The organism is Streptomyces sp. NPDC098789 (assembly GCF_044759975.1).
Classification (GTDB): domain Bacteria; phylum Actinomycetota; class Actinomycetes; order Streptomycetales; family Streptomycetaceae; genus Streptomyces.
In genome coordinates, this window is sequence record NZ_JBIWAJ010000022.1 from 1 (window position 1) to 22,512 (window position 22,512).

The window sequence follows — 22,512 nt, forward strand, 5'->3', positions numbered from 1 at the left end:
GCCGGACACGTCTACCTCTCCCGCCCCCCGCTGTACAAGATCAAGTGGGGCCGCGACGACTTCGAGTACGCCTACTCGGACCGCGAGCGCGACGCGCTGGTCGCGCTGGGCAAGAGCAACGGCAAGCGGATCAAGGAAGACTCGATCCAGCGCTTCAAGGGTCTGGGCGAGATGAACGCCGAGGAACTGCGCATCACCACCATGGACGTGGACCACCGCGTGCTCGGCCAGGTCACCCTGGACGACGCGGCGCAGGCCGACGACCTGTTCTCGGTGCTGATGGGCGAGGACGTCGAAGCCCGGCGCTCGTTCATCCAGCGCAACGCCAAGGACGTTCGGTTCCTCGACATCTGAGTCGGCTCAGCTGACTGCCTGAAAGGATCTTTGACCAGCAATGGCCGACGAAACCACCCAACCCGCTCAGAACGCAGAGAACTCCGCGGAGGAGCAGCCCGTCATGCGGATCGAGCCCGTCGGGCTCGAGACCGAGATGCAGCGCTCCTATCTCGACTACGCGATGTCCGTCATCGTCTCGCGCGCCCTGCCCGACGTCCGGGACGGCCTCAAGCCGGTCCACCGGCGCGTGCTGTACGCGATGTACGACGGCGGCTACCGGCCCGAGAAGGGCTTCTACAAGTGCGCCCGCGTCGTCGGTGACGTCATGGGCACCTACCACCCGCACGGTGACAGCTCGATCTACGATGCCCTGGTCCGCCTGGCCCAGCCGTGGTCGCTGCGCATGCCGCTGGTGGACTCCAACGGCAACTTCGGCTCCCCGGGCAACGACCCGGCCGCCGCGATGCGCTACACCGAGTGCAAGCTGATGCCGCTGGCCATGGAGATGCTCCGGGACATCGACGAGGACACCGTCGACTTCACGGACAACTACGACGGCCGCAACCAGGAGCCGACGGTCCTGCCGGCGCGCTTCCCGAACCTGCTGATCAACGGCTCCGCGGGCATCGCGGTCGGCATGGCGACCAACATCCCGCCGCACAACCTCCGCGAGGTCGCGGCCGGCGCCCAGTGGGCGCTGGAGCACCCGGAGGCCTCGCACGAGGAGCTCCAGGACGCGCTCATCGAGCGGATCAAGGGCCCGGACTTCCCCTCCGGCGCGCTCGTCGTGGGCCGCAAGGGCATCGAGGAGGCGTACCGCACCGGTCGCGGCTCCATCACGATGCGCGCGGTCGTCGAGGTCGAGGAGATCCAGAACCGCCAGTGCCTGGTGGTCACGGAGCTTCCGTACCAGACCAACCCGGACAACCTGGCGCAGAAGATCGCCGACCTGGTCAAGGACGGCAAGGTCGGCGGCATCGCCGACGTCCGTGACGAGACCTCGTCGCGCACCGGTCAGCGCCTGGTGATCGTGCTCAAGCGCGACGCCGTCGCCAAGGTCGTGCTGAACAACCTCTACAAGCACACCGACCTGCAGACGAACTTCGGCGCGAACATGCTGGCGCTGGTGGACGGCGTGCCGCGCACGCTGTCGATCGACGCGTTCATCCGCCACTGGGTGACGCACCAGATCGAGGTCATCGTCCGGCGCACGCGCTTCCGCCTGCGCAAGGCGGAGGAGCGCGCCCACATCCTGCGCGGTCTGCTCAAGGCGCTGGACGCGATCGACGAGGTCATCGCGCTGATCCGGCGCAGCAACACGGTCGAGATCGCCCGCGAGGGCCTGATGGGCCTGCTGTCGATCGACGAGATCCAGGCCAACGCGATCCTGGAGATGCAGCTCCGCCGCCTCGCGGCCCTGGAGCGGCAGAAGATCGTCGCCGAGCACGACGAGCTCCAGGCCAAGATCAACGAGTACAACGCGATCCTGGCCTCCGAGGAGCGGCAGCGCCAGATCGTCAGCGAGGAACTGGCCGCGATCGTCGAGAAGTTCGGCGACGACCGGCGTTCCAAGCTGGTGCCCTTCGACGGCGACATGTCCATGGAGGACCTGATCGCCGAAGAGGACATCGTCGTCACGATCACGCACGGCGGCTACGTCAAGCGGACCAAGACCGAGGACTACCGCTCGCAGAAGCGCGGCGGCAAGGGCGTGCGCGGGACGAAGCTGAAGCAGGACGACCTGGTCGACCACTTCTTCGTCTCCACCACGCACCACTGGCTGCTGTTCTTCACGAACAAGGGCCGGGTCTACCGCGCGAAGGCGTACGAGCTCCCGGACGCCGGCCGCGACGCCCGCGGTCAGCACGTGGCGAACCTGCTGGCCTTCCAGCCGGACGAGCAGATCGCGCAGATCCTCGCGATCCGCGACTACGAGGCCGCCCCGTACCTGATCCTGGCCACCAAGGCCGGTCTGGTGAAGAAGACGGCGCTCAAGGACTACGACTCCCCCCGTTCGGGTGGTGTCATCGCCATCAACCTCCGGGAGACGGGCGACGGCAACGACGACGAGCTGATCGGCGCCGAGCTGGTCTCGGCCGACGACGACCTGCTGCTCATCAGCAAGAAGGCGCAGTCGATCCGCTTCACCGCCACCGACGACTCGCTGCGCCCGATGGGCCGCGCCACCTCGGGCGTGAAGGGCATGAGTTTCCGCGAAGGTGACGAACTGCTCTCCATGAGCGTGGTCCGGCCCGGTACGTTCGTCTTCACCGCGACCGACGGCGGATACGCCAAGCGGACGCCCGTGGACGAATACCGCGTCCAGGGACGTGGCGGTCTGGGCATCAAGGCTGCCAAGATCGTGGAAGACCGCGGATCGCTCGTAGGGGCGCTCGTGGTCGACGCCACCGACGAGATCCTCGCCATCACCCTGAGCGGTGGTGTGATCCGTACGCGCGTCAACGAAGTCAGGGAGACCGGCCGTGACACGATGGGCGTCCAGCTGATCAACCTGGGCAAGCGCGATGCCGTGGTCGGCATCGCTCGTAACGCCGAGGCGGGCCAGGAGGCTGACGAGGTCGACGAGACCGAGGACGCCGAGGGACAGGCCACCGAGGTCGCCGAGGGCACGCAGCCCTCGGCTGGGGAGCACGAGGAGTAAGCGTGAGTGGAGCCACGGGCGCCGGACCGGCCAAGACTGGAGCGAACGGTGCCCGTGGCCCCGCCGCGGACTCCCAGGGGGGAACCGTGACGGACACCCGAGAGCCGAAGCCTCAGACCGGTTCGGCGGGCGGCCCGAGCCGTCCCGCACAGCCGCAGCAGTCGTCGCAGGCCTCCTCGGCGCCTTCGGGCCCGGGGGCGCCCAGGGGCGCCGGCGGCGGTGCGGCGCAGCGGGGGCCGCAGACGGGCGTGCGTACGGCGCCCAGGACGCGCAAGGCGCGACTGCGGGTGGCCAAGGCCGACCCGTGGTCGGTGATGAAGGTCAGTTTCCTGCTGTCGATCGCGCTGGGCATCTGCACGATCGTGGCGTCGGTGGTGCTGTGGATGGTCATGGACGCCATGGGCGTCTTCTCGACCGTCGGCGGGACCATCAGCGAGGCCACCGGCTCCAACGAGAGCAACGGCTTCGACCTCCAGTCGTTCCTGTCGCTGCCGCGCGTCCTGATCTTCACCTCGGTGATCGCGGTCATCGACGTGGTGCTCGCGACGGCACTGGCCACGCTGGGGGCCTTCATCTACAACCTCTCCGCGGGCTTCGTGGGTGGCATCGAGCTCACCCTCGCCGAGGACGAGTGAGCTACGAATGACCTGCGCGGACGCCCTCCGGCAGCGGATTTTGGACTGACCCGGTCTGTGCGCTAATCTTCATCAAGTCAGCGCACAGCGCCGAGGGGCTATAGCTCAGTTGGTTAGAGCGCATCCCTGATAAGGATGAGGCCACAGGTTCAAATCCTGTTAGCCCCACAGTACGGATTCGGTCCGGCGGAGATTCTCCGCCGGACCGTTCTCGTTCCCGGCCTCCGCCCGCGCGGGGCAGGGGTGTTGGGCCGTCGGGGGGCTTCCCAGATAACCGATCGGTATCGGTCGGTGTGTATAGTCGGGCGGCAGTAGTCCCCAACGTCAACGAAGGACGAGGTCGCGCGGTGAAGAAGCTTCTCCTGGTCGCACTGGCCGCCATCGGCGGGCTCCTCGTGTACCGCCAGATCCAGGCGGACCGCGCCGAGCAGGACCTGTGGACGGAGGCAACTGACTCCGTGCCCTCTGGTTCCGGTGTGTGAGACCGAAGATTGAGCTCAGGAAGCCCCGACTGCCGCTGCGGTCGGGGCTTCGTGCTGTTCCGGGGCTTCGTACTGTTCTGACCCAGCTTATTGCATTATGCAAAGATTTTGGTTGCGTCGGCGAATTCGGGGCGGGGTGGGCGTGATGACGCGGGTGCTCTCGGCTGTGCTGCTGGCGGGAACCGCCCTGGTGGGGGCGGTCGACGCGGCCCGCCCGGCGGCGGATCCGGCGGCCCCGCCGCCGTACCGGCCGGCTTCCGGTGCGAAGGCGGTGAGCGGCGCGGGGACCACCGCGGACGCTCCGGCGCTGGTCGCGGGGGCGACGTACGAGGACACCGTGGCCCCCGGCGAGCGCTACTACCGGGTGGTGCTGGACGCGCGCTCCAGCGTCTACGTCTCGGCCGTCGTACGGCCGGCCGCCGGTGCCAGGGTCGGGTACGCGGACGGGATCGAGCTGACCCTCATGACCACCGCGGGGCGGGCCTGTCCGGGCAACCCCGGCCGGGCGTCCTTCGCGTCCGAACCGGTGCCCCTCGCGGCGGTCGGCGCGCGGCTGTCGGCCGAGGACGCCGAGTGCCAGGCGGCCGGGGTGTACTTCGTCAAGCTCGTCCGGAACTCCGCCAAGGACGGCGACCGGGCGCCCTGGCCGGTGGAACTCCAGGTCATGCGCGAACCCGCCCTCGTCCCCGGCGGAGCGCCGACCGCCGCCCCCTCGGCCTGGCCCTCGACCCCGCCCGCGCAGCCCGGCACCGGACCCGTGGCCCGGGCGGGCGGCAGCGGCTTCAACGACGCGCGGGCGCTCGGCCCGGGCGTCTGGCGCGACGACCTGCGGCCCGGTCAGACCCGTTGGTACCGGGTGCCGTTGGACTGGGGGCAACAGCTCGCGGTGGGCGCGGAGCTGGCGGGCGCCCGGATGACGAAGGAGTACGGCACGGCGTACGAGGGGCTCACCGTCAGCCTCTACAGCCCCTACCGGAGCCTGGTCGGTTCCAAGGGCACCCCGTACGACGGAAAGCAGGCCGCGGCCGGGCTCGGGCCGACACCGCCGGTGGCCTACGAGAACCGGCTGTCCGACGACCGGGGGGTGCGGCCGGTCCGGGTGGCGGGCTGGTACTACCTGGCCGTGACGATGGGCGGGAAGGTCGGCGAGTTCACCGAGGACGCGGTCCCGGTGCCGCTGACCCTGCGGCTCACCGTGCGGGGCCGGGTCGCGGCCGCGCCCGCGTACGCCGAGGACCCGGCGCAGGGCGGCTTCGGCGTGGGCGCGCGGGACCGGACGGCGGCGCGGGACGGGCTGACGGCGCCGGAGGCACTGGCCGCGGCCGGGACCCGCGGGGCGATGCGGACCGTGGCCGCGGGCGGCTTCGGGGCGGGGGCGCTGCTGCTGGCCGTGCTGGGCGGGTGGGTGCTGCTGGCGCGGCGCGCGGGGCGGGGGCATTGAGGGTGCGGGCGGCCCTGGGCCCGGCCGCCGGGTCAGAGCCGGGTCAGGGCCCAGGTGCCCACGGCGAAGCACACCAGGGCGGCCGACAGCAGGGCGGCGGTGGCCTTCGGGCCGGGCGGGGCGGGGAAGCCGCTCCGGGTGGGGGGTGCGGGGGGTGCGGGAGGCGGTAGGTGGAAGCTGCCGGTCGATGACGGTGCCGGGTCGGGCGCGTGCGTGGGTGTGGGTGGCGGGCTCGGGTCGTACGCCGTCGGCGCGGGCGGGAGCACCCCGGTGGTGGGGGCGTCGGGCGCGGCCGGGGACCAGGACGCACGACTGCCCAGGGGGCCCTGGGGACCGAAACCGGCGGGGAGCGGGCCCAGTTGGTCGAACACCTCGACGGGCTCCGCGTCCGGTGCGGGCGGGGGCAGCAACTCCACGGCCCCGGCGAGGGCCTTGCGGGCGCCTGTGGCCGTGCGGAAGCGGTTCTCGGGGTCCGGCTGCAGGAGGGTGGAGATGACGTCCCACAGGGCCGCCGGGACCCCTTCCGGGGCGTCCGGGGTGCCGTGGGCGAGGAAGTGTTCGACGAGGGACCGTGCGTCGGGCTTGCGGCCCAGCAGGAGGTAGAGGGCGACCAGCCCGACGGCGAACAGGTCGGCGGTGAAGTCGGGTTCGGCGCCGAGCAGCTGCTCGGGTGCGAAGTAGCCGGGAGTGCCCAGCACGTAGTCCGTCGCCGTCAGGCGGGGCTCGCCCTTGCGCAGGGAGATGCCGAAGTCGGACAGCCGCAGGTGCGGCCGTCCGGTTCCGGTCGCCTCCAGCAGGATGTTGGCCGGTTTGATGTCGCGATGGACGACGCCCTCGGCGTGCACCGCGGCCAGACCCGACAGGAGCTGGTCGAGCAGGGTGCACGCGAAGCGGGGCGGCAGGGGCCCGTAGTCGCCCATGACGTGGCCGAGGGATCCGCCGCTGACGAGGTCCATGGTGAAGAGGACCTTGTCGTCGTCGGCCGCCCAGCTGGCCGGGGCCAGCACGTGCGGGTGATCGATGCGGAGGGCCTGCTCGCGCACGAAGCGGAGCAGGGTGTGGGCGTCGCTCTGCCGCAGGACCTTGGCGGCGACGTAGCGGCGGCGCCTGTGGTCCCAGGCGCGCCACACGGCGCCGACTCCTCCACGACCGATCGGGTCGATCAGCTCGTACCGACCGGCGAAGACCTCACCCATCGCTGCGCCCGTCCCCCCGCTCTGCGCTCTCCGTCCTCCGTCGGCCCGTCCGTACCGCGTCAGTACGGACGCGGTACCGCATCCATCAGTAGCCCGGAGGCACGCATCAGTTCTGGTGTGCCTCGTAGTGCGCGACGGCGTCGGCCGTGCGCCCGGCGCCGTACACCCGGAGGAACTCTGCCAGTTCCGGGTGGCTGGCGGCGAGGGAGTCCGCCGCGTCGATGATGTCACCGGCCGCGGAGACCGAGCGCAGCAGCGACTGGATCTCGCGGACCACCCGCTTGACGGTCGGGGCTCCCGAACTGGCCGTGGTCTGAACGCTGTTGCTGAGGACCGAGCCTCCCTGGGTCTTCTTGATCTCGTCCATCCGGTCGGTGGCCTCTGCCGCACTGACGCTGCCGTCGGCCACCTGGCCGGCGAGATCCTGGAGGGCCTGTACGCGCTGCACCACGGCCGGGTTCCCGATCTTGGCGCGCTGACCGCTCATCAGCTGGGACAGCATGGGCGCCGACAGTCCGAGGACGGCAGCGAGGCGGGCCTGGTTCAAGCCGAGGTCATCTATGAGCCGGCGGAAGAGCGCGCCGAGCGGCTCCCCGTACCAACTGCGCTGGAGTTCCCTGGCTCTGGCGGTTGCCTCTTGCTGTACTGCGTCCACTCTTACTACTCCCCTTCGCTGGTGCGAACCTCGCGAGCATCTTACGGAGAGTGGTCGCGGGACGGGAGTCCCTATCATTTTGCGGGATCTGGCAGTACACCCGGTACTCTGTTCTGCGGAACGACTCCTCCTTCACAGGGGGACAGGCGCGTCCGTTTTCGGGGCCTTAGCTCAGCTGGTAGAGCGCTGCCTTTGCAAGGCAGATGTCAGGAGTTCGAATCTCCTAGGCTCCACATGCTAGATGCCCTCTGACCTGCGGAAACGCGGCTCAGGGGGCATTTTTCGTGCCCATCGGGCCCATGTGTCGACAGCCCCGCCGGATGCGCGCCGCGCCCCGGCCGCGTCCCCGCCGCATGCCCGCGCGCTGTGGACCGGGTCGCCGGCCCGGGGGCCGAGGGCGGCCCGCCGCGCCGGACGGGTCCCGGCCGTCTCGCGGGCGATGGCTCCGGGTCCCCGCCGGGCCGCGAGGTGCGGTGGTGAAAAGCCTGCTGATGGCTCTCGGATTCATTCCGGTAGGTCCATGCAACCGCGGCGGTATCTCGGGGGAACAGAAATGGTCTGTGGTTCCATGATGCTCGGTTCCGTTCGAGAGGATCATGGAACAGCAAGGTGGGGAAATGTGTAGCGCGCTGACAGGACTGGCTGGAATTGTCGCCCTGGCGGTAACTTTCGGAACCGGAGTGGTGGAGCGTGACCTGGGGGGGGTACCGGTATCCGCCGGGGACGGGACTTCTCGTGGAGGGATGGTCTCCGCTATTCCAGGATGACCCGGGGAATGTCCATCGTGGCGAACAATTCCTCGGCGCTGAGCCCGTTTTCCCGGGCCGGCTCTTGAAGGCCGAGTGCCGTTTCGGCGCTCACCAGACCGTGCAGGCCGTGCGCCATTCCTATGCGGTACCCGATGTTCAGCGCCCTTTGATAGGCGCTCCGGTGCAGGCGCAGCACGTTTGCGTAGTCGCCCGCGTGGCGGTGGACGAGCCCCGCGATGTTCTCGACCTCGCACTGCCAGGTCGCCGTGCCCAGGGGCCTGACCAGCGCGAGTGCCTGGCCGATATGGGCCGTGGCCTCCTCGCCCCGTCCCCTCCGTTGGCAGAGGACGGCCCGTAGGGCCAGGGACATGGCCCGGTTCCTGGGCATTGCCGAGTTCTCGCCGAGTGCCAGAGCGCGGTCGAGCCACTTCTGTGCCGCCGTGCCTTCTCCTCGGTCGAGGTGGGCGATGGCCAGATCGTTGAGGGCCGCTCTTTCGTGCTCTTGTTCACCCACGTCCCGGCAGAGCGTGGCGGCCCTTTCCGCGGCGAGGATGGCTTCCGTGGAACGGCCTTGCCACAGGTGCAGGCTGCTGATGTTGTACAGGGCGATGGATTCCCGGCGAACACTGTCGAGTTCGCGGTGGAGCTCGATTCCTTGCAGGAGGAGGTCGTACCACCGACGGGCCGCCCGCGCGTCGGGGAACGACGGCAGGCCCGGGGCGCCGGCGCTCGGCGGATATCCGGTCGGCCGCAGGCCGGGAAAGAGCATGCTGCAGGCTTCATTGGTCACGCCGAGGTAATAGTGCAGCAGCTTGCCGACCGCGGTGTCCTTCTGATTGCGCGCGGACTCCTCCCACAGGCTTAGGGCGAAGCTGCGGACGAGGTCGTGGAAGGCATACCGCCCCGCCTCGTGCTGCAGCAGCAGTTGCGAGTCGAGGAGGTCCTCCAGAATCCGTTCCGCGTCTCTGGGTTCCACGCCGAGCAGGGCCGCCGCCGTCGGGGGATCGAAATCCGGTCCGGGGTGAATTCCCAGGAGCATGAACGCCCTGCGGTGTTCCGCTCCCAGAGCGTCGTAGGAGAGCTGGATGGGATCGCCGGTTTCATCAAGGCCGTCCTGACCGTCCGCGAACGCGCGCTCGTACCCAGCCTGAACCACTCGGGCCCCGGTGAGCGGATCCCCCTCGACGCGCTGCGGCTGCGGGTGAACACCGAACTCCGCCCCTGGCCGGCACCGGAGGGGCGACTGGTCGCGGGTGTGAGCTCGTTCGGCATCGGCGGCACCAACTGCCACGTGGTGCTCTCGGACCGGCCGGCCACGAAGGCGGCTGCGGACGCGGAGCACACCGACGGTGCCGACGAGGGGGCCGACGAGGGGGCCGGGGCACTCGCCTGGGTCCTGTCGGCGGGCATGGCGGCGGAGTTGATCGACACCTGTCCGGTCTTCGCCGACCGGATCGGCGCCTGCGCCGACGCCCTGGCTCCGTATGTGGACTGGTCGCTGACCGACGTCCTGCGCGGTGTCCCCGGCGCGCCCGGCGTTCCACGCCGCCCCGGCCGGGCGCCCCCGCCGATCTGGCCCACGCCGAGGCGCTGATCGGGGCGGCCGGCGCCTACGTGTACGCCACGCTCGAAGACGCGCGGGCCGCGCAGGCGGCGGGCCTGCGAGCGGAGCGCGGCACGGCCGCGCTGGCCCGTCAGTTCGCGCACCGGGCGTGCCGGGAGGCGGTCCAACTCCTCTACGACGCCGTGGGATCGGCCGCGGTCTACAGCGAGCGCACCCCGCTGGACCGATGCCTGCGCGACCTCATGACCGCGGGCCAGCACGTCGCGTCCTCGGCGAAGATCCTCGACGGCGTCGGCGATCTGCGGCTCGGGGGCGATCCGGCCTCACCCCACCTGTGAGTGGAGCGTGAGGTGTGCCTAGCGCCGGCGAGCGTTGTTTCACGTGAAACAACGACGCACGAAACACCGGCCGTTGTTTCACGTGAAACGTGGAACAACGACCGGTGGGATCAGGGGCTCAGGCAGGGCGCCCCGGGCGCAGCAGGGTCGCGGCCAGGGCGACGGCCAGCAGGAGCAGACCCGAGCCGATCCCGAAGGCCACGTGGTAGCCGCCGGTCAGGGCCTCGGCCGTGCTGTGCCCGGCGCGGGTGAGGGACTCGGTGCGCGAGGCCGCCAGGGTGGAGAGGACCGCGACGCCGAGGGCCATGCCGATCTGCTGGGTGGTGTTGAAGAGGCCCGAGGCCAGCCCCGCGTCCTCGGCGCCGGCCCCCGACATCGCCAGCCCGGTCAGGGCCGGCAGGGCCAGGCCGAAGCCCGCCGCGAGGAGCATCACGGGGAGCAGGTCGGTCACGTAGTCGGCGTGCACGGGCAGACGGGTCAGCAGGAGCTGGCCGCCGAGCAGCAGGACGAGACCGGTGAGCAGGACCGTGCGTCCGCCGAACCGCGAGATCAGGCGGGTCGAGATGCCGAGCGAGGTCACGCCGATCACCACGGCGGCCGGGAGCATGGCGAGCCCGGTGGCGGCGGCGCCGTAGCCGAGGACCTTCTGGAGGTAGAGGGCGACCAGGATCTGGAAGGAGAACAGGGCGGCGATCATCAGCATCTGGACCAGGTTGGCGCCGACCACCGTGCGGGACCGGAAGATCCGCAGTGGCACGAGCGGCGTACGGGCCTTGGCCTGCCGGACGGTGAAGGCGGCGAGCAGGGCCAGCGACAGCGCGCCGAGCCCGAGGGTGTGCGCGGAGGTCCATCCGTACTGCTCGACCTTGACGACGGTGTAGATGCCGAGCATCAGCCCCGTGCTGACCAGGACCGCACCGAGCACATCGGCGCCCGCGCCGAGTCCGAGCCCCCGGCCCTTCGGGAGGGAGGGCAGTGCCAGCAGCAGCGCGGTCAGCCCGATCGGCAGGTTGATGAAGAAGATCCAGTGCCAGTCGAGGGCGTCGGTGAGCACGCCGCCGAGCACCTGGCCGAGGGAGGCTCCGGCCGCTCCGGTGAAGGAGAAGACCGCGATGGCCCGGGCCCGCTCACGGGGTTCGGTGAACAGGTTGATCAGGATGCCGAGGCTGACCGCGGAGGCCATCGCGCTGCCCACCCCCTGGAGGAAGCGGGCGGCTATCAGTAGTTCCGGGGAACCGGCGAAGCCGGCCAGGAGGGAGGCGCCGGTGAAGACGGCGGTCCCGGCCAGGAACATCCGCTTGTGGCCGATCAGGTCGCCGAGCCGCCCGGCGAGCAGCAGCAGGCTGCCGAAGGCGATCAGGTAGGCGTTCACCACCCAGCTGAGCCCGGCGGGGGAGAAGCCGAGGTCCTGCTGGATGGCGGGCATGGCCACGGTGACGATGCTGCCGTCCAGGACCGTCATCAGCATGCCGGTGGAGAGGACGGCGAGGGCGGTCCAGCGGGAGCCCAGCCCACCTGCGGGACGGGCCGCCGGCGCGGCCGGGGCCTGGGCGGCGGCCGCGGGTACGGGCACAGGTGCGGGTGCGGGGGCTTCGGCAGGTGCGGTGGGCATCGGGCTCTCCGTTCGATGGCCGTCGGCTGCGGTGCAGCGGGGCGATAGGAAGGACCGTAGCAGATAGTTTTGTTGCAGACTATTTCTTTCGGATCTAATTGTTAGGCTGGATCCATGACTGCAATGGAGCCGACCCGGACCCAGCCCGACCTCTCCTTCCTGCTGGACCACACCAGCCACGTGCTGCGCACCCGGATGGCGGCCGCCCTCGATGAGGTCGGCCTGACCGCGCGCATGCACTGCGTCCTCGTGCACGCCCTGGAGGAGGAGCGCACCCAGATCCAGCTCGCGGAGATCGGCGACATGGACAAGACGACGATGGTGGTGACCGTCGACGCCCTGGAGAAGGCCGGTCTGGCCGAGCGCAGGCCCTCCTCCCGGGACCGTCGGGCGCGCATCATCGCGGTCACCGAAGCGGGCGCGGAGCTGGCCGAGCAGAGCACCCGGATCGTCGACCGGGTGCACGCCGAGGCGCTCGGCTCGCTCGCCGACGACGACCGGGCGGCCCTGCTCCGGGTGCTGAACCTGCTGGTGGAAGAGGATCTGGCGATCCCCAGCGAGAGCCCGCGCCCGGCCCGCCGGGCCCGCCAGTAGGGCGCCGCCGGCCGCCCCTAGCGCACCGCGCGGCCCGCCCTCGGCCCGCCGGAGCGTCCCCCGGATGGCGTAGTCACGCGGCCGGGCGGCGCGCCGTGGCAGAGAGTGGGGGAAGGCACCGAGCCAGGGGGCACACCACGCCGGAGGCGTCACACCATGGGAATCTTCGACTTCCTCAAGTCCGACAAGCAGAAGGCCCGCGAAGCCGCGGAGAACGCCAAGGAGCAGGTCGAACAGCAGGCGGCGGCCGCACCCGCGGCCATGCCGAGCTCACCCGCGGACACCGCCACCAAGTACACCGACGCGTCGGCCACGGCGACCAAGGAGGCCGCGGACCGGATGGCGGCGCAGGCCCGGGCCGCCGCACAGGCGGTCACCCCGCCCAAGCCCGCCCCGGCCGCGCCGAAGCCCGCGGCGGCGGCGCCCGCGCCGCACCGGCCCGCTCCGGCGGCGCCGAAGCCCGCGCCCGTCGCGAAGAAGCGCACCTACACGGTCCGGTCCGGGGACTCCCTCTCCGCCATCGCCCGCCGCGAGCTGGGCAACGAGGCCCGCTGGCGCGAGCTGTACGCCATGAACAAGGGCGTCGTCGGCTCCAACCCGGACCTGATCCGCCCGGGCATGGTGCTCACCCTCCCCAACTGAGCGCCCGCCCGTCCCCACCCCGCACGCCGATGGGGCCCGGATCCACCTACGGATCCGGGCCCCATCGGGCGCGTCGAGTTCTCGGGGGAAACGCGGGAACGCGGGAACGGCTACGGCTGCTGCTCGTCGGCCGCGGTCCGCTCCTTCGCGGCCAGTTCGTCCTCGAAGCTCGCCGCCTCGTCGTCCCGCGCCGACAGCTCGGTCGCCGCGGGCGGCTCCACCAGCCAGTCCGGGTTCGACTGCTGGTCCCACCACTTCCACGCGGCGAAGGCGCCACCGGCCAGCAGGCCGAAGAGGGCGGCGCCCTTGAACAGCCGGCCGCAGCGCGCCCGTCGTTCGTTGCGCCGGACCAACTGCTGCACCTCCTGCGCCGACACCTGACCGCGCAGCGCCGCCAGCGCCGCGGTCGACCGCGAGGCGGCTTCCTCCGCCACCGGCTGCGCCGCGGCCAGCGCGCTCTCGAACCTCGGCGCCGTGTAGTCGGCGGCCTGTCGCGCGGCCTGCCGGGTCCGGGTCACGGCACGCGTCGCCGCCCGGTCCACGTTCGGCGGCACGTGCGAGCGGGCCGACATCACGTGGGGATGGAGATGGCTGTCGTAGGCGGTGCGGGCCTGCCGGGCGGCTTCACCGGCGGCGTAGGAGACCTTCGGCGTCAGCCGTACGTTCGCCTCGTGCGCGTACCGCGCCGCGGCGTCCTTGGCGGTACCCGCGTACGGCGCCACCACTTCCGCGGCGTGCCGCATGCTTTCCCTCGCGCTCTCGGCCGCGGCGTGCACGCTGTCCTTGCGGGTCACGGGATCCTCCTCCTTGGGGGCGGACACGGTTCGGCGGACACAGCTCACCTTTCCACCCTTTGTCGGATCATGCCTGCGATACCGCACCGTGGCATGGCCGACAGGGCATCCGAGTGGCCTATTTCCTCTTCGCGGAGCACTCCGTGGGAAGATTCGGGCGACCAGTGACGACGATGGAAGGCAGATTTCGTGGCCGCGAAGCTTATCGCCACCCTCAAGACGAACCACGGCGACATCGAGATCGAGCTGCTGGCGAACCACGCCCCGAAGACCGTCCGGAACTTCGTGGAACTGGCCAAGGGCGACCGTGAGTGGACCCGTCCCTCGGACGGCCAGAAGACCACCGACCCGTTCTACGACGGCACCGTCTTCCATCGCGTGATCAGCGGTTTCATGATCCAGGGCGGCGACCCGCTCGGGAACGGCACCGGCGGTCCGGGGTACCAGTTCGCCGACGAGTTCCACCCCGACCTCGCCTTCACCAAGCCCTACCTGCTGGCCATGGCGAACTCCGGGCCGGGCACCAACGGCTCGCAGTTCTTCATCACCGTCGCCCCCACCGCGTGGCTGACCCGCAAGCACACGATCTTCGGCGAGATCACCGACAAGGCCAGCCAGGCCGTCGTCAGCGCCATCGCCTCCGGCGCGACCAACCCGCGCACCGACCGTCCCGTGGAGGACGTGGTCATCAAGGCCGTGGTGATCGAAGAGCGCTGATCAGCGCTGATCGGGGCCGATCGGCGCTCCTGGGGGTCCGACCGGGAACCATGCCCTCCGCCCGTCCGTACTCGTTACGACAACGGCACCGCCGCGACGGAGGGGACCGATGGAAAGCGACAGGTCGGACACCGGACGGGTGCCGGGCTGCTACCGGCACCCGGACCACGAGACCGGGATCAGATGCACCCGCTGCGAGCGCCCGATCTGCACCGACTGCATGATCAACGCCTCGGTGGGCTTCCAGTGCCCGGAGTGCGTCCGGTCCGGCTCCGGCACGGGCCACGTCGCGGCGGCCAACACCCCGCGGGGCATCGCCGGCGGGGTCGTGGTCGCCGACACCGCCCTGGTCACCAAGGTCCTGGTGGGGATCAATGTCGCGGTGTTCTTCGCGGCCCTCCTCGCCCCGGCGGTGCTGGTCCAGCTGGAGCTGCTCGGCCGCTACGTCGACTACCTCGGCGGCCCGCTCGAAGGCGTGTCCACCGGCCAGTACTACCGGCTGCTGACCTCGGTCTTCCTGCACGAGCAGTGGTGGCACATCATCGGCAACATGACCGCCCTGTGGTTCCTCGGCGCTCCCTTGGAGGCCGCGCTGGGCCGGGCCCGCTACCTCGCCGTGTACCTGCTCTCCGGGCTGGGCGGCAGTGCGCTGGTCTATCTGCTGACCCCGCCGAACATGCCGACCCTGGGTGCGTCCGGGGCGATCTTCGGGCTGCTCGGCGCCACCGTCGTGCTGATGCGGCGGATGCGGTACAGCATGCGCCCGATCATCGTGATGGTCGTGCTGATGCTGCTGCTGACCTTCGTACCGATCGGTGGGATCGGCGGGACCGGGGAGATCTCCTGGCAGGCCCACATCGGCGGATTGATCACCGGCGCGCTGGTGGGCCTGGGCATGCTGCTGCCCCCGGCCGGGGCCGGGAAGCGGCGGGCGCTGGTCCAGTGGGGGACCTGCGCGGCCGTGTTCCTGCTGGTGGTGGCCGTGGTCCTGGTCCGGACGACAGAGCTGGTCTGAGACTTTTCCGGGCGGACACCGCCCGGAAAAGTCACACCGGCGTCAACTCTCCACAGAGTTATCCACAGATCTTCTGCCTTTTTCCTCAGGTGTGGATGACGCTGTGGATAACTCATGGGGAGAGCTTGCTTCGGACCGCCGTTACTGCTGTGCCACCGTCGGGCCACCGCCGCGTCGGGGTCCGGTCACTTCCACTGCGTGGACACGCCGAAGCCTGCCGCGATGAAGCCGAAACCGACCACGATGTTCCAATTGCCGAGTGATTCGATCGGCAGCTGGGTGTCGGTCACATAGAAGACGACAATCCAGGCGAGACCGATGAGGAAGAACGCCAGCATGACCGGGGCTACCCAGCTGCGGTTCGTCAACCTGATCGTCTGCGCCTGCTTCGCCGGCGGCGGGGTGTAATCGTCCTTCTTGCGGATACGTGACTTCGGCACGAGGGTCTCTCCTGTCGATGCGCTGGGGACCTTGCCTCCCCCGGGCGTCCGTTAGCGTAGTGGGTCTGTGGCGTTGAAGGAGAAGGGTACGTTGAGCAATTCCGACGACTCCTCCGCGGGTCCCCGTCGCCGGCTCAGGCCGGTCCGGCTGCTGACGGCCGCGGTGTTCGCCCTCGCGGGCCTGATCTTCGTCACCAGTTTCAACACGTCCAAGGGTACGAACATCCGCACGGACGGCTCACTCCTGAAGCTGTCCGACCTCATCCACGAGCGCAGCCAGAACAACGCCGAACTCGACGCGGACACCGCCGCGGTGCGCCGCGAGGTCGACGCGCTGGCCGAGCGGGACGACGGCAGCAGCAAGGCCGAGGACGCCAAACTCGCGGCCCTGCGGGTCGCCGCGGGCACCGAGGAGCTCTCCGGGCGGTCCGTCTCGGTGACCCTCAACGACGCCCCGCCGAACGCCACGGCCCGCATCCCCAACGTGCCCGAGCCGCAGCCCAACGACCTGGTGATCCACCAGCAGGACCTCCAGGCCGTGGTCAACGCCCTGTGGCAGGGCGGAGCCCGCGGGATCCAGGTCATGGACCAGCGGCTGATCTCCACCAGCGCCGTGCGCTGCGTGGGCAACACCCTGATCCTCCAGGGCCGGGTCTACTCGCCGCCCTACAAGGTCACGGCGATCGGCGACCCGGGCGCGCTGCGCAAGGCGCTCGCCGCCTCACCGGCCATCCAGAACTACCAGTTGTACGTCAACGCCTACGGGCTGGGCTGGAAAGTCGAGGAGCAGAAGGCGCTGACACTTCCGGGGTACTCCGGCACAGTGGACCTCCACTATGCGAAGCCCGTGGAGTCCGCGTCCGCATCCGCGTCCTGAGCCGGCCGGGTCGACCGGGTCGACCGAGCTGGCCGGGTCGACCGCGCTGACCGGGTCGACCGAGCCGACCGGACCGGGGCGCCGCCGGCCGTCCGCCCAGGCCGTACTGCGGCTGCTGGTACGGACGTTCAGCGAGGTGTGCCTGACGGTCGGCACGCTCATCGTGCTCTTCGTCGGCTACGTCCTGCTGTGGACCGGGGTCAAGGCCGACCGGGCCATGGACGGCGAGATGGACCGGCTGCACGACCGCTGGTCGGCGGCCGCCGCACCCGTGGCGGCGACCCCCCGGGAGCCGGGCCCCGCCCCCGCCCCCGAGCGGGGCCAGGTCTTCGCCGAGATGTACATACCGCGCTTGGGAGCGGACTGGAACAAGCCGGTCCTGGAGGGCACCGCCACCGACGTCCTCAAGAAGGGCCTCGGCCACTACGCGGGCACCGCGCCCCCGGGCGGCGAGGGCAATTTCTCAGTGGCCGGACACCGGCGCACCTACGGAGATCCCTTCAAGGATTTCCCCGAGCTGCGCCCCGGCGACCTGGTCATCGTGAAGGACGCCTCGGCCTGGTACACGTACACCATCCGGAACGAGCCACTGCGCACTCTGCCGACGGACGTCGAGGTGGTCGATCCCGTACCCCGCAAGTCCCCCTTCACCTCACCCGGCCGCTATCTGACCCTGACCACCTGTGATCCGGAATGGGGCCACAGCCACCGGTTGATCGTCTGGGCCGAACTCACCCGGACCAGGGCGGCCGCGCAGGGCAAACCGGAGGGATTGGCCGGCTGACCCCCCGCGCACGCCCGCTGCCTTTAGGCTGTTGCGGTACCGCCCCTGCGGTACGTGGAGGGAAAGGGACGCGGACGGCATGTACGGCTGGATCTGGCGGCATCTGCCGGGCAACGCGTGGGTACGCGCGCTGATCTCCCTCGTGCTGATCCTCGCGGTGGTGTTCGTGCTCTTCCAGTACGTCTTCCCGTGGGCCGAACCGCTCCTTCCCTTCAACGATGTGACCGTCGACGAGGGATCGGGAGCCACCGGGTGAACGCGCGCATTCTGGTCGTGGACAACTACGACAGCTTTGTCTTCAACCTGGTCCAGTACCTCTACCAGCTCGGTGCCGAGTGCGAGGTCGTGCGCAACGACGAGGTCGAGCTCGCCCACGCCCAGGACGGCTTCGACGGCGTCCTGCTCTCCCCGGGCCCGGGCACGCCCGAGGAGGCCGGGGTCTGCATCGAGATGGTGCGCCACTGCGCGAGCACCGGCGTGCCCGTCTTCGGCGTCTGCCTGGGCATGCAGTCGATGGCGGTGGCGTACGGCGGGGTCGTCGGCCGCGCCCCCGAGCTGCTGCACGGCAAGACCTCCCCGGTGGTCCATGAGGGCCAGGGCGTCTTCGCGGGCCTGCCGTCCCCCTTCACCGCGACCCGGTACCACTCCCTCGCCGCCGAGCCGATGACGCTCCCGGACGAGCTGGAGGTCACGGCGCGCACCGAGGACGGGACCATCATGGGGCTGCGCCACCGCGAGCACGACGTCGAGGGCGTGCAGTTCCACCCCGAGTCGGTGCTGACCGAGTGGGGCCACAAGATGCTCGCCAACTGGCTGGTGCGCTGCGGTGACGCGGACGCGGTGGCACGTTCGGTGGGTCTGGCCCCGGTGGTGGGCAAGGCCCTCGCGTGACGACCCTCGCGCCGCCTCCCGCGCCCCCCGGGGGCCGGGCCGCGCGGCGCAGGGCCGCCCAGGAGGCCGCCAAACGCTCCTCGCGGCGCGGTGGCAGGCGCCGCAGGGCGGGTGGCGCGGGAGGTGACGCACCGGGCGGCGGCGCCCCGGGCGATGTCCGTGCGAGTGCTGGTGCTGTCGCCGCGAGCGGTCCCGGAACGGGTCGTGCGGCGGCGGCTCGTGCGGCGGGTCGTGGCGGTACGCGCCGACGCGCGCGACGGCGGCCCGGCGGCGGCCCGGTGGTGGTCGCGAGCAGACTGGCCGGCGAACTCTTCATCACCCTCGGCGTGGTGATGCTGCTCTTCGTCACCTACCAGCTCTGGTACACGAACGTGCTGGCCGAGCGGCAGGCGAGCGGCGCCGCGGGGACGCTGCGCAGCGACTGGGACACCGACAAGGCGGCGCCGCCCGTCGCCGCGTTCTCCCCGGGCCAGGGCTTCGCGATCCTCTACGTCCCCAAGCTGGACCTGAAGGTTCCGGTGGCGGAGGGGATCAGCAAGCCGAAGGTGCTGGACCGGGGCATGGTCGGGCACTACGGCGGCGAGGGTTCGCCGCAGTCGGCGATGCCGTCCGACAAGCAGGGCAACTTCGCGCTGGCGGGCCACCGCAACACCCATGGCGAACCGTTCCGCTACATCAACCGCCTGGTGCCCGGGGACAAGGTCGTGGTGGAGACGCGGGACACCTACTACACGTACGAGATGACCTCGACGCTGGCGCAGACCCCGCCGACGAACGTCTCCGTGATCAAGCCGGTGCCCGAGGGATCGGGCTTCACCGCCCCCGGCCGGTACATCACGCTGACGACCTGCACCCCCGAGTTCACCAGCACCTACCGGTTGATCGTCTGGGGGAAGATGGTGGACGAGCGCCCGCGCGAGAAGGGCGCCCCGCCCGCGCTCACCCAGCCGTAACCCCCGCCGTAAACCCAGCCGTCATCCCCGCCGCCCCCACGGCCGACGACCCCACAGCCCGCACCCGACAGAGGACGAACCCGCAGTGTCACGTGCCCGCCGCGCCGCCCCCCGCGCCCGAGCCGGCCGCAACCGGCTCGCCGGCTTCCTCAGCCTGCTGGGCGAACTGCTGATCACCGTCGGCCTGGTGCTGGCCCTGTTCGTGGCGTACTCGCTGTGGTGGACGAACGTCCTCGCCGACCGGCACGCCGCGCAGCGCGGCGATTCGGTCCGTCAGCAGTGGCAGGCGGCCCCGCCCGCGACGGCCCCCGAGGCGGGCGCCCTCGACACCGGGGACGGCATCGGCTTCCTGCACGTACCGGCGATGAAGAACGGCGAGGTGCTGGTCAAGCGCGGGACCTCGGCCGACGTCATCAACGACGGTGTCGCCGGGTACTACACGGAGCCGGTGAAGTCCGCGCTGCCGTGGGACAAGCAGGGCAACTTCACGCTGGCCGCGCACCGCGACGGGCACGGGGCGAAGTTCCACGACATCGACAAGGTGAGGACGGGCGACGCGGTCGTCTTCGAGACCCGCGACACCTGGTACGTCTACAAGGTCTTCGCCGAGCTGCGCCAGACCTCGAAGTACAACACCGACGTGATCACCCCGGTCCCGAAGGAATCGGGGAAGACCGCGCCCGGCCGCTACATCACGCTGACGACCTGCACCCCGGTGTACACCTCGAAGTTCCGCTACGTCGTGTGGGGCGAGCTGGTCCGTACGGACAAGGTGGACGCGAAGCGGACCCCGCCGCCCGAGCTGCGCTAGCGGGCCGTCACCCCCGTGGCCGGTGGGGCCCGGGAGGGCCCCTGGAGGGTCCTGTGCCGCACGCGAAGGAAGCTCTGGCCCTAGGGCCAGAGCTTCCTTCGTCATCCCGTGTACCGGCCGCGTGCGGGTCCGGGCGCGCCGCGGGTCAGCGGCGGTTGCCGATCCCGCCGAGGAGCCCGGTCCCCTGGTTGTTGCCGTTCTGCTGGCCCGGCACCGTGTTGACGTTGATCGCGGAGCCGGCGGCCACCGGCTGTCCGAAGCCCGGGTCGCTGCTCAGGATCACCGCGTTGTCGTCCGAGGGGCCGGACAGGACCGTGCCGATGGTCAGCCCGCGGGACGCCAGCTCCTGGCGGGCCTTGGCCAGCGTCTTGCCCCCGAGGAAGGGCACGGTGGTCGCCTGGGCGGCCCTGGCGATGGTGACGTTGACCGCGGTTCCCGGCTCGACCTGCGTACCGGGGGCCAGTTCCTGACCGATGATCGACTTGGGCGGCGCGGTGGAGTCGCCCTCGGTGGTGCTGCCGAGCTTGAGCTTCAGGTCGCTCAGGGTCTTGGACGCCTTGTCCGTGGTCATGCCGGTGAGGTCGGGAACGACCGCCTTCGACGGTTCCTTGGCCACCGTCAGGGTGACGGTCGAACCCTTCTCGACGGAGCTGCCGCCCTTCGGGTTCTGCTCCAGGACGGTGCCCGGGGTGCTCTCGGACTCCTGGGACTTGCGCTCGACCTGGAAGCCCTTCTCCTTGAGCGCCGACTCGGCCTGGTCGAAGGGCAGCCGCTTCACGTCGATGACCTGGACCTTGGGCGCGCCCGTGGACACCTTCACCTTGATGACGGTGTCCTTGTCGACCTTGGTGTCGGGCGCCGGGTTCTGCTCGCAGACGGTGCCCTTGGGCTGCGCGTCGCAGGGCTCCTCGGCTTCCTTCTCGATCTTCAACCCGATGTTCTTCGCCCGGTCGCTCGCCCGCTCGAAGGTGTCGCCGATCAGCTTGGGCACGGACGGCCGGTTGTCGGCGGTGTTGTTGAAGAGGGAGCGCCCGATCAGGATCGCGCCGACCAGGACGAGGATCCCGGCCGCGACGAGCAGGAAGGTGGAGGCGCGGTTCTTCTTCTGGCGGCGGCGCGGGCCCTGGTCGTAGCCGCCGTGGCCCTGGTCGCCGTAGCCGTAACCGCCGTCGCCGGGCGGCATCGGCGGCATCATCGAGGTCTGTCCGGCGTCGGCGGAGCGCAGGGCGGTGGTCGGCTGGTCGTAGCCGTTGTGACCGCCCTGGTTCTGGTCCGGGTACGGGTAGGCGCCGTAGCCCGCGCCCATGTTCGCGGCCGCGGCGACGGGCTGGCCGTCGAGGCAGGCCTCGATGTCGGCGCGCATCTCGTCGGCGGACTGGTAGCGGTAGTCGGGGTCCTTGACCAGTGCCTTGAGGACGATGGCGTCCATCTCGGGCGTGATCTCGGGGTCGAAGTTGCTCGGCGGCTGCGGTTCCTCGCGCACGTGCTGGTACGCGACGGCGACCGGGGAGTCGCCGATGAACGGGGGCCGGACCGTGAGCAGCTCGTACAGCAGGCAGCCCGCGGAGTAGAGGTCGGAGCGCGCGTCGACCTGCTCGCCCTTGGCCTGCTCCGGCGAGAGGTACTGCGCGGTGCCGATGACGGCCGCGGTCTGCGTCATCGTCATGCCGGAGTCGCCCATGGCGCGGGCGATGCCGAAGTCCATCACCTTGACCTGCCCGGTGCGCGTCAGCATGACGTTCGCGGGCTTGATGTCGCGGTGGACGATCTGGGCGCGGTGCGAGTACTCCAGCGCCTGGAGGATGCCGATGGTCATTTCCAGGGTGCGCTCGGGCAGCAGCTTGCGACCGGAGTGCAGCAGCTCGCGCAGGGTGGAGCCGTCGACGTACTCCATCACGATGTACGGGATCGAGATGTTGTCGACGTAGTCCTCGCCGGTGTCGTACACGGCGACGATGGCGGGATGGTTGAGCGAGGCGGCCGACTGGGCCTCGCGCCGGAACCGTGCCTGGAAGGACGGGTCGCGGGCGAGGTCGGCGCGCAGTGTCTTGACGGCGACGGTACGGCCGAGCCGGGTGTCGTGGGCGAGGTAGACCTCGGCCATGCCACCGCGGCCGAGCACGTGGCTCAGCTCGTACCGACCGCCGAGGCGACGCGGCTCTTCCATAACGTTCCAGCCCTCTCCGTCAGTCCCTACCGCACCCGTGTGAGGTACGGCGGTGCGCTGTCCGCGCAAAGGCTACCGGCCGCGTGTTGCGGATCGGCCCGTGACCACAGGCCGATACCGGACCGGTACCGTGCGCTCCCACGTGCGCGGGGACCGT

The 22,512-nt window shown here is 70.6% G+C and carries 22 protein-coding genes, 2 tRNA genes and 2 pseudogenes; 19 read left to right on the top strand and 7 right to left on the bottom strand.

The window, feature by feature from the left end; all coding sequences use genetic code 11:
* The 6 genes and pseudogenes from ACIQWR_RS33430 to ACIQWR_RS33455 form a co-directional block, all read left to right on the top strand.
* Positions 1–354, top strand: a pseudogene (locus tag ACIQWR_RS33430) (DNA topoisomerase IV subunit B); the annotation flags it as partial.
* Between the two features lie 40 nt (positions 355–394).
* On the top strand, positions 395–2,998 hold the full coding sequence (gene gyrA, locus ACIQWR_RS33435) for a DNA gyrase subunit A (RefSeq protein WP_404017439.1): 2,604 nt from the start codon (positions 395–397) through the stop codon (positions 2,996–2,998).
* 2 nt (positions 2,999–3,000) lie between these two features.
* A complete protein-coding gene (locus tag ACIQWR_RS33440) occupies positions 3,001–3,633 on the top strand; it encodes a DUF3566 domain-containing protein (RefSeq protein ID WP_404017442.1) in 633 nt (210 codons plus the stop codon).
* Between the two features lie 94 nt (positions 3,634–3,727).
* Positions 3,728–3,801 (top strand) — tRNA-Ile (locus ACIQWR_RS33445).
* Between the two features lie 179 nt (positions 3,802–3,980).
* Positions 3,981–4,115 carry a DLW-39 family protein gene (locus ACIQWR_RS33450; protein WP_208809277.1) on the top strand — a complete coding sequence of 45 codons (135 nt, stop codon included), beginning with the start codon at positions 3,981–3,983 and terminating at the stop codon, positions 4,113–4,115.
* 145 nt (positions 4,116–4,260) lie between these two features.
* Positions 4,261–5,556: a hypothetical protein gene (locus tag ACIQWR_RS33455; protein ID WP_404017445.1), complete on the top strand. Its 1,296-nt coding sequence runs from the start codon at positions 4,261–4,263 to the stop codon at positions 5,554–5,556.
* 32 nt (positions 5,557–5,588) lie between these two features.
* Here the strand turns inward: ACIQWR_RS33455 and ACIQWR_RS33460 are convergent, their stop codons facing one another.
* Entirely contained in the window at positions 5,589–6,752 is a 1,164-nt protein-coding gene (locus ACIQWR_RS33460) for a protein kinase (protein ID WP_404017448.1), read from the bottom strand.
* A gap of 106 nt (positions 6,753–6,858) precedes the next feature.
* Positions 6,859–7,407: a DNA-binding protein gene (locus ACIQWR_RS33465; RefSeq protein WP_354378828.1), complete on the bottom strand. Its 549-nt coding sequence runs from the start codon at positions 7,405–7,407 to the stop codon at positions 6,859–6,861.
* 160 nt (positions 7,408–7,567) lie between these two features.
* Between ACIQWR_RS33465 and ACIQWR_RS33470 the strand changes: the two genes are divergently transcribed.
* A tRNA-Ala gene (locus ACIQWR_RS33470) sits at positions 7,568–7,640 on the top strand.
* 520 nt (positions 7,641–8,160) lie between these two features.
* Here the strand turns inward: ACIQWR_RS33470 and ACIQWR_RS33475 are convergent.
* On the bottom strand, positions 8,161–9,195 hold the full coding sequence (locus ACIQWR_RS33475) for a tetratricopeptide repeat protein (protein WP_404017451.1): 1,035 nt from the start codon (positions 9,193–9,195) through the stop codon (positions 8,161–8,163).
* 12 nt (positions 9,196–9,207) lie between these two features.
* Between ACIQWR_RS33475 and ACIQWR_RS33480 the strand changes: the two genes are divergently transcribed.
* Both ACIQWR_RS33480 and ACIQWR_RS33485 read left to right on the top strand, forming a co-directional pair.
* Positions 9,208–9,750 (top strand): ketoacyl-synthetase C-terminal extension domain-containing protein, encoded by a 543-nt coding sequence (locus ACIQWR_RS33480; protein WP_404017453.1) that lies wholly within the window; start codon positions 9,208–9,210, stop codon positions 9,748–9,750.
* Positions 9,750–10,058, top strand: coding sequence for a hypothetical protein (locus ACIQWR_RS33485; RefSeq protein ID WP_404017768.1), 309 nt, complete (start codon positions 9,750–9,752; stop codon positions 10,056–10,058). Before ACIQWR_RS33480 ends, ACIQWR_RS33485 begins: the two co-directional genes overlap by 1 nt.
* 118 nt (positions 10,059–10,176) lie before the next feature.
* On the opposite strand, the gene ACIQWR_RS33490 is transcribed toward ACIQWR_RS33485, so the two are convergent.
* Positions 10,177–11,670: an MFS transporter gene (locus ACIQWR_RS33490; protein WP_404017456.1), complete on the bottom strand. Its 1,494-nt coding sequence runs from the start codon at positions 11,668–11,670 to the stop codon at positions 10,177–10,179.
* Between the two features lie 114 nt (positions 11,671–11,784).
* Between ACIQWR_RS33490 and ACIQWR_RS33495 the strand changes: the two genes are divergently transcribed.
* Together ACIQWR_RS33495 and ACIQWR_RS33500 are read left to right on the top strand one after the other, a co-directional pair.
* Entirely contained in the window at positions 11,785–12,264 is a 480-nt protein-coding gene (locus ACIQWR_RS33495; RefSeq protein WP_404017459.1) for a MarR family winged helix-turn-helix transcriptional regulator, read from the top strand.
* Between the two features lie 156 nt (positions 12,265–12,420).
* On the top strand, positions 12,421–12,906 hold the full coding sequence (locus ACIQWR_RS33500) for a LysM peptidoglycan-binding domain-containing protein (protein WP_404017461.1): 486 nt from the start codon (positions 12,421–12,423) through the stop codon (positions 12,904–12,906).
* A 110-nt stretch (positions 12,907–13,016) separates the two neighbouring features.
* Here the strand turns inward: ACIQWR_RS33500 and ACIQWR_RS33505 are convergent, their stop codons facing one another.
* Complete coding sequence (locus tag ACIQWR_RS33505) at positions 13,017–13,700, bottom strand: DUF5324 family protein (protein WP_404017463.1); 684 nt, start codon at positions 13,698–13,700, stop codon at positions 13,017–13,019.
* A 189-nt stretch (positions 13,701–13,889) separates the two neighbouring features.
* Here ACIQWR_RS33505 and ACIQWR_RS33510 point away from each other — a divergent pair, with 189 nt between their 5' ends.
* Positions 13,890–14,417, top strand: coding sequence for a peptidylprolyl isomerase (locus ACIQWR_RS33510; RefSeq protein WP_399265514.1), 528 nt, complete (start codon positions 13,890–13,892; stop codon positions 14,415–14,417).
* A gap of 109 nt (positions 14,418–14,526) precedes the next feature.
* Entirely contained in the window at positions 14,527–15,432 is a 906-nt protein-coding gene (locus ACIQWR_RS33515; RefSeq protein WP_404017465.1) for a rhomboid family intramembrane serine protease, read from the top strand.
* Positions 15,433–15,617: 185 nt separating this feature from the next.
* On the opposite strand, the gene crgA is transcribed toward ACIQWR_RS33515, so the two are convergent.
* Positions 15,618–15,872 (bottom strand): cell division protein CrgA, encoded by a 255-nt coding sequence (gene crgA, locus ACIQWR_RS33520; RefSeq protein WP_214931340.1) that lies wholly within the window; start codon positions 15,870–15,872, stop codon positions 15,618–15,620.
* Between the two features lie 91 nt (positions 15,873–15,963).
* Here crgA and ACIQWR_RS33525 point away from each other — a divergent pair, with 91 nt between their 5' ends.
* The 6 genes and pseudogenes from ACIQWR_RS33525 to ACIQWR_RS33550 all read left to right on the top strand — a co-directional run bounded on the left by ACIQWR_RS33525 (position 15,964) and on the right by ACIQWR_RS33550 (position 20,188).
* Positions 15,964–16,749, top strand: a complete 786-nt coding sequence (locus tag ACIQWR_RS33525) for a DUF881 domain-containing protein (protein ID WP_404017468.1) — start codon at positions 15,964–15,966, stop codon at positions 16,747–16,749.
* Positions 16,709–17,533 (top strand): class E sortase, encoded by an 825-nt coding sequence (locus ACIQWR_RS33530; RefSeq protein WP_404017471.1) that lies wholly within the window; start codon positions 16,709–16,711, stop codon positions 17,531–17,533. Before ACIQWR_RS33525 ends, ACIQWR_RS33530 begins: the two co-directional genes overlap by 41 nt.
* Positions 17,534–17,612: 79 nt before the next feature.
* A complete protein-coding gene (locus ACIQWR_RS33535) occupies positions 17,613–17,789 on the top strand; it encodes a hypothetical protein (RefSeq protein ID WP_330331465.1) in 177 nt (58 codons plus the stop codon).
* Positions 17,786–18,424: an aminodeoxychorismate/anthranilate synthase component II gene (locus ACIQWR_RS33540; protein ID WP_404017474.1), complete on the top strand. Its 639-nt coding sequence runs from the start codon at positions 17,786–17,788 to the stop codon at positions 18,422–18,424. Before ACIQWR_RS33535 ends, ACIQWR_RS33540 begins: the two co-directional genes overlap by 4 nt.
* Positions 18,415–19,377, top strand: a pseudogene (locus ACIQWR_RS33545) (class E sortase); the annotation flags it as partial. The gene ACIQWR_RS33540 and the pseudogene ACIQWR_RS33545, both read left to right, overlap by 10 nt.
* 85 nt (positions 19,378–19,462) lie before the next feature.
* Positions 19,463–20,188, top strand: a complete 726-nt coding sequence (locus ACIQWR_RS33550; RefSeq protein WP_399265505.1) for a class E sortase — start codon at positions 19,463–19,465, stop codon at positions 20,186–20,188.
* A 145-nt stretch (positions 20,189–20,333) separates the two neighbouring features.
* Here ACIQWR_RS33550 and pknB read toward each other — a convergent pair whose 3' ends face one another.
* A complete protein-coding gene (gene pknB, locus ACIQWR_RS33555; protein WP_404017478.1) occupies positions 20,334–22,355 on the bottom strand; it encodes a Stk1 family PASTA domain-containing Ser/Thr kinase in 2,022 nt (673 codons plus the stop codon).
* Positions 22,356–22,512: the final 157 nt, after the last annotated feature.

Excerpts from the sequence above, each read along its gene's own strand:
- ACIQWR_RS33530 (WP_404017471.1), top strand. The coding sequence starts at position 16,709 with ATGCGAAGCCCGTGGAGTCCGCGTCCGCATCCGCGTCCTGAGCCGGCC.
- ACIQWR_RS33515 (WP_404017465.1), top strand. The coding sequence starts at position 14,527 with ATGGAAAGCGACAGGTCGGACACCGGACGGGTGCCGGGCTGCTACCGG.
- gyrA (WP_404017439.1), top strand. The coding sequence starts at position 395 with ATGGCCGACGAAACCACCCAACCCGCTCAGAACGCAGAGAACTCCGCG.
- ACIQWR_RS33495 (WP_404017459.1), top strand. The coding sequence starts at position 11,785 with ATGACTGCAATGGAGCCGACCCGGACCCAGCCCGACCTCTCCTTCCTG.
- ACIQWR_RS33460 (WP_404017448.1), bottom strand. The coding sequence starts at position 6,752 with ATGGGTGAGGTCTTCGCCGGTCGGTACGAGCTGATCGACCCGATCGGT.
- ACIQWR_RS33490 (WP_404017456.1), bottom strand. The coding sequence starts at position 11,670 with ATGCCCACCGCACCTGCCGAAGCCCCCGCACCCGCACCTGTGCCCGTA.
- ACIQWR_RS33475 (WP_404017451.1), bottom strand. The coding sequence starts at position 9,195 with ATGCTCCTGGGAATTCACCCCGGACCGGATTTCGATCCCCCGACGGCG.
- ACIQWR_RS33455 (WP_404017445.1), top strand. The coding sequence starts at position 4,261 with ATGACGCGGGTGCTCTCGGCTGTGCTGCTGGCGGGAACCGCCCTGGTG.
- ACIQWR_RS33535 (WP_330331465.1), top strand. The coding sequence starts at position 17,613 with ATGTACGGCTGGATCTGGCGGCATCTGCCGGGCAACGCGTGGGTACGC.
- pknB (WP_404017478.1), bottom strand. The coding sequence starts at position 22,355 with ATGGAAGAGCCGCGTCGCCTCGGCGGTCGGTACGAGCTGAGCCACGTG.
- ACIQWR_RS33500 (WP_404017461.1), top strand. The coding sequence starts at position 12,421 with ATGGGAATCTTCGACTTCCTCAAGTCCGACAAGCAGAAGGCCCGCGAA.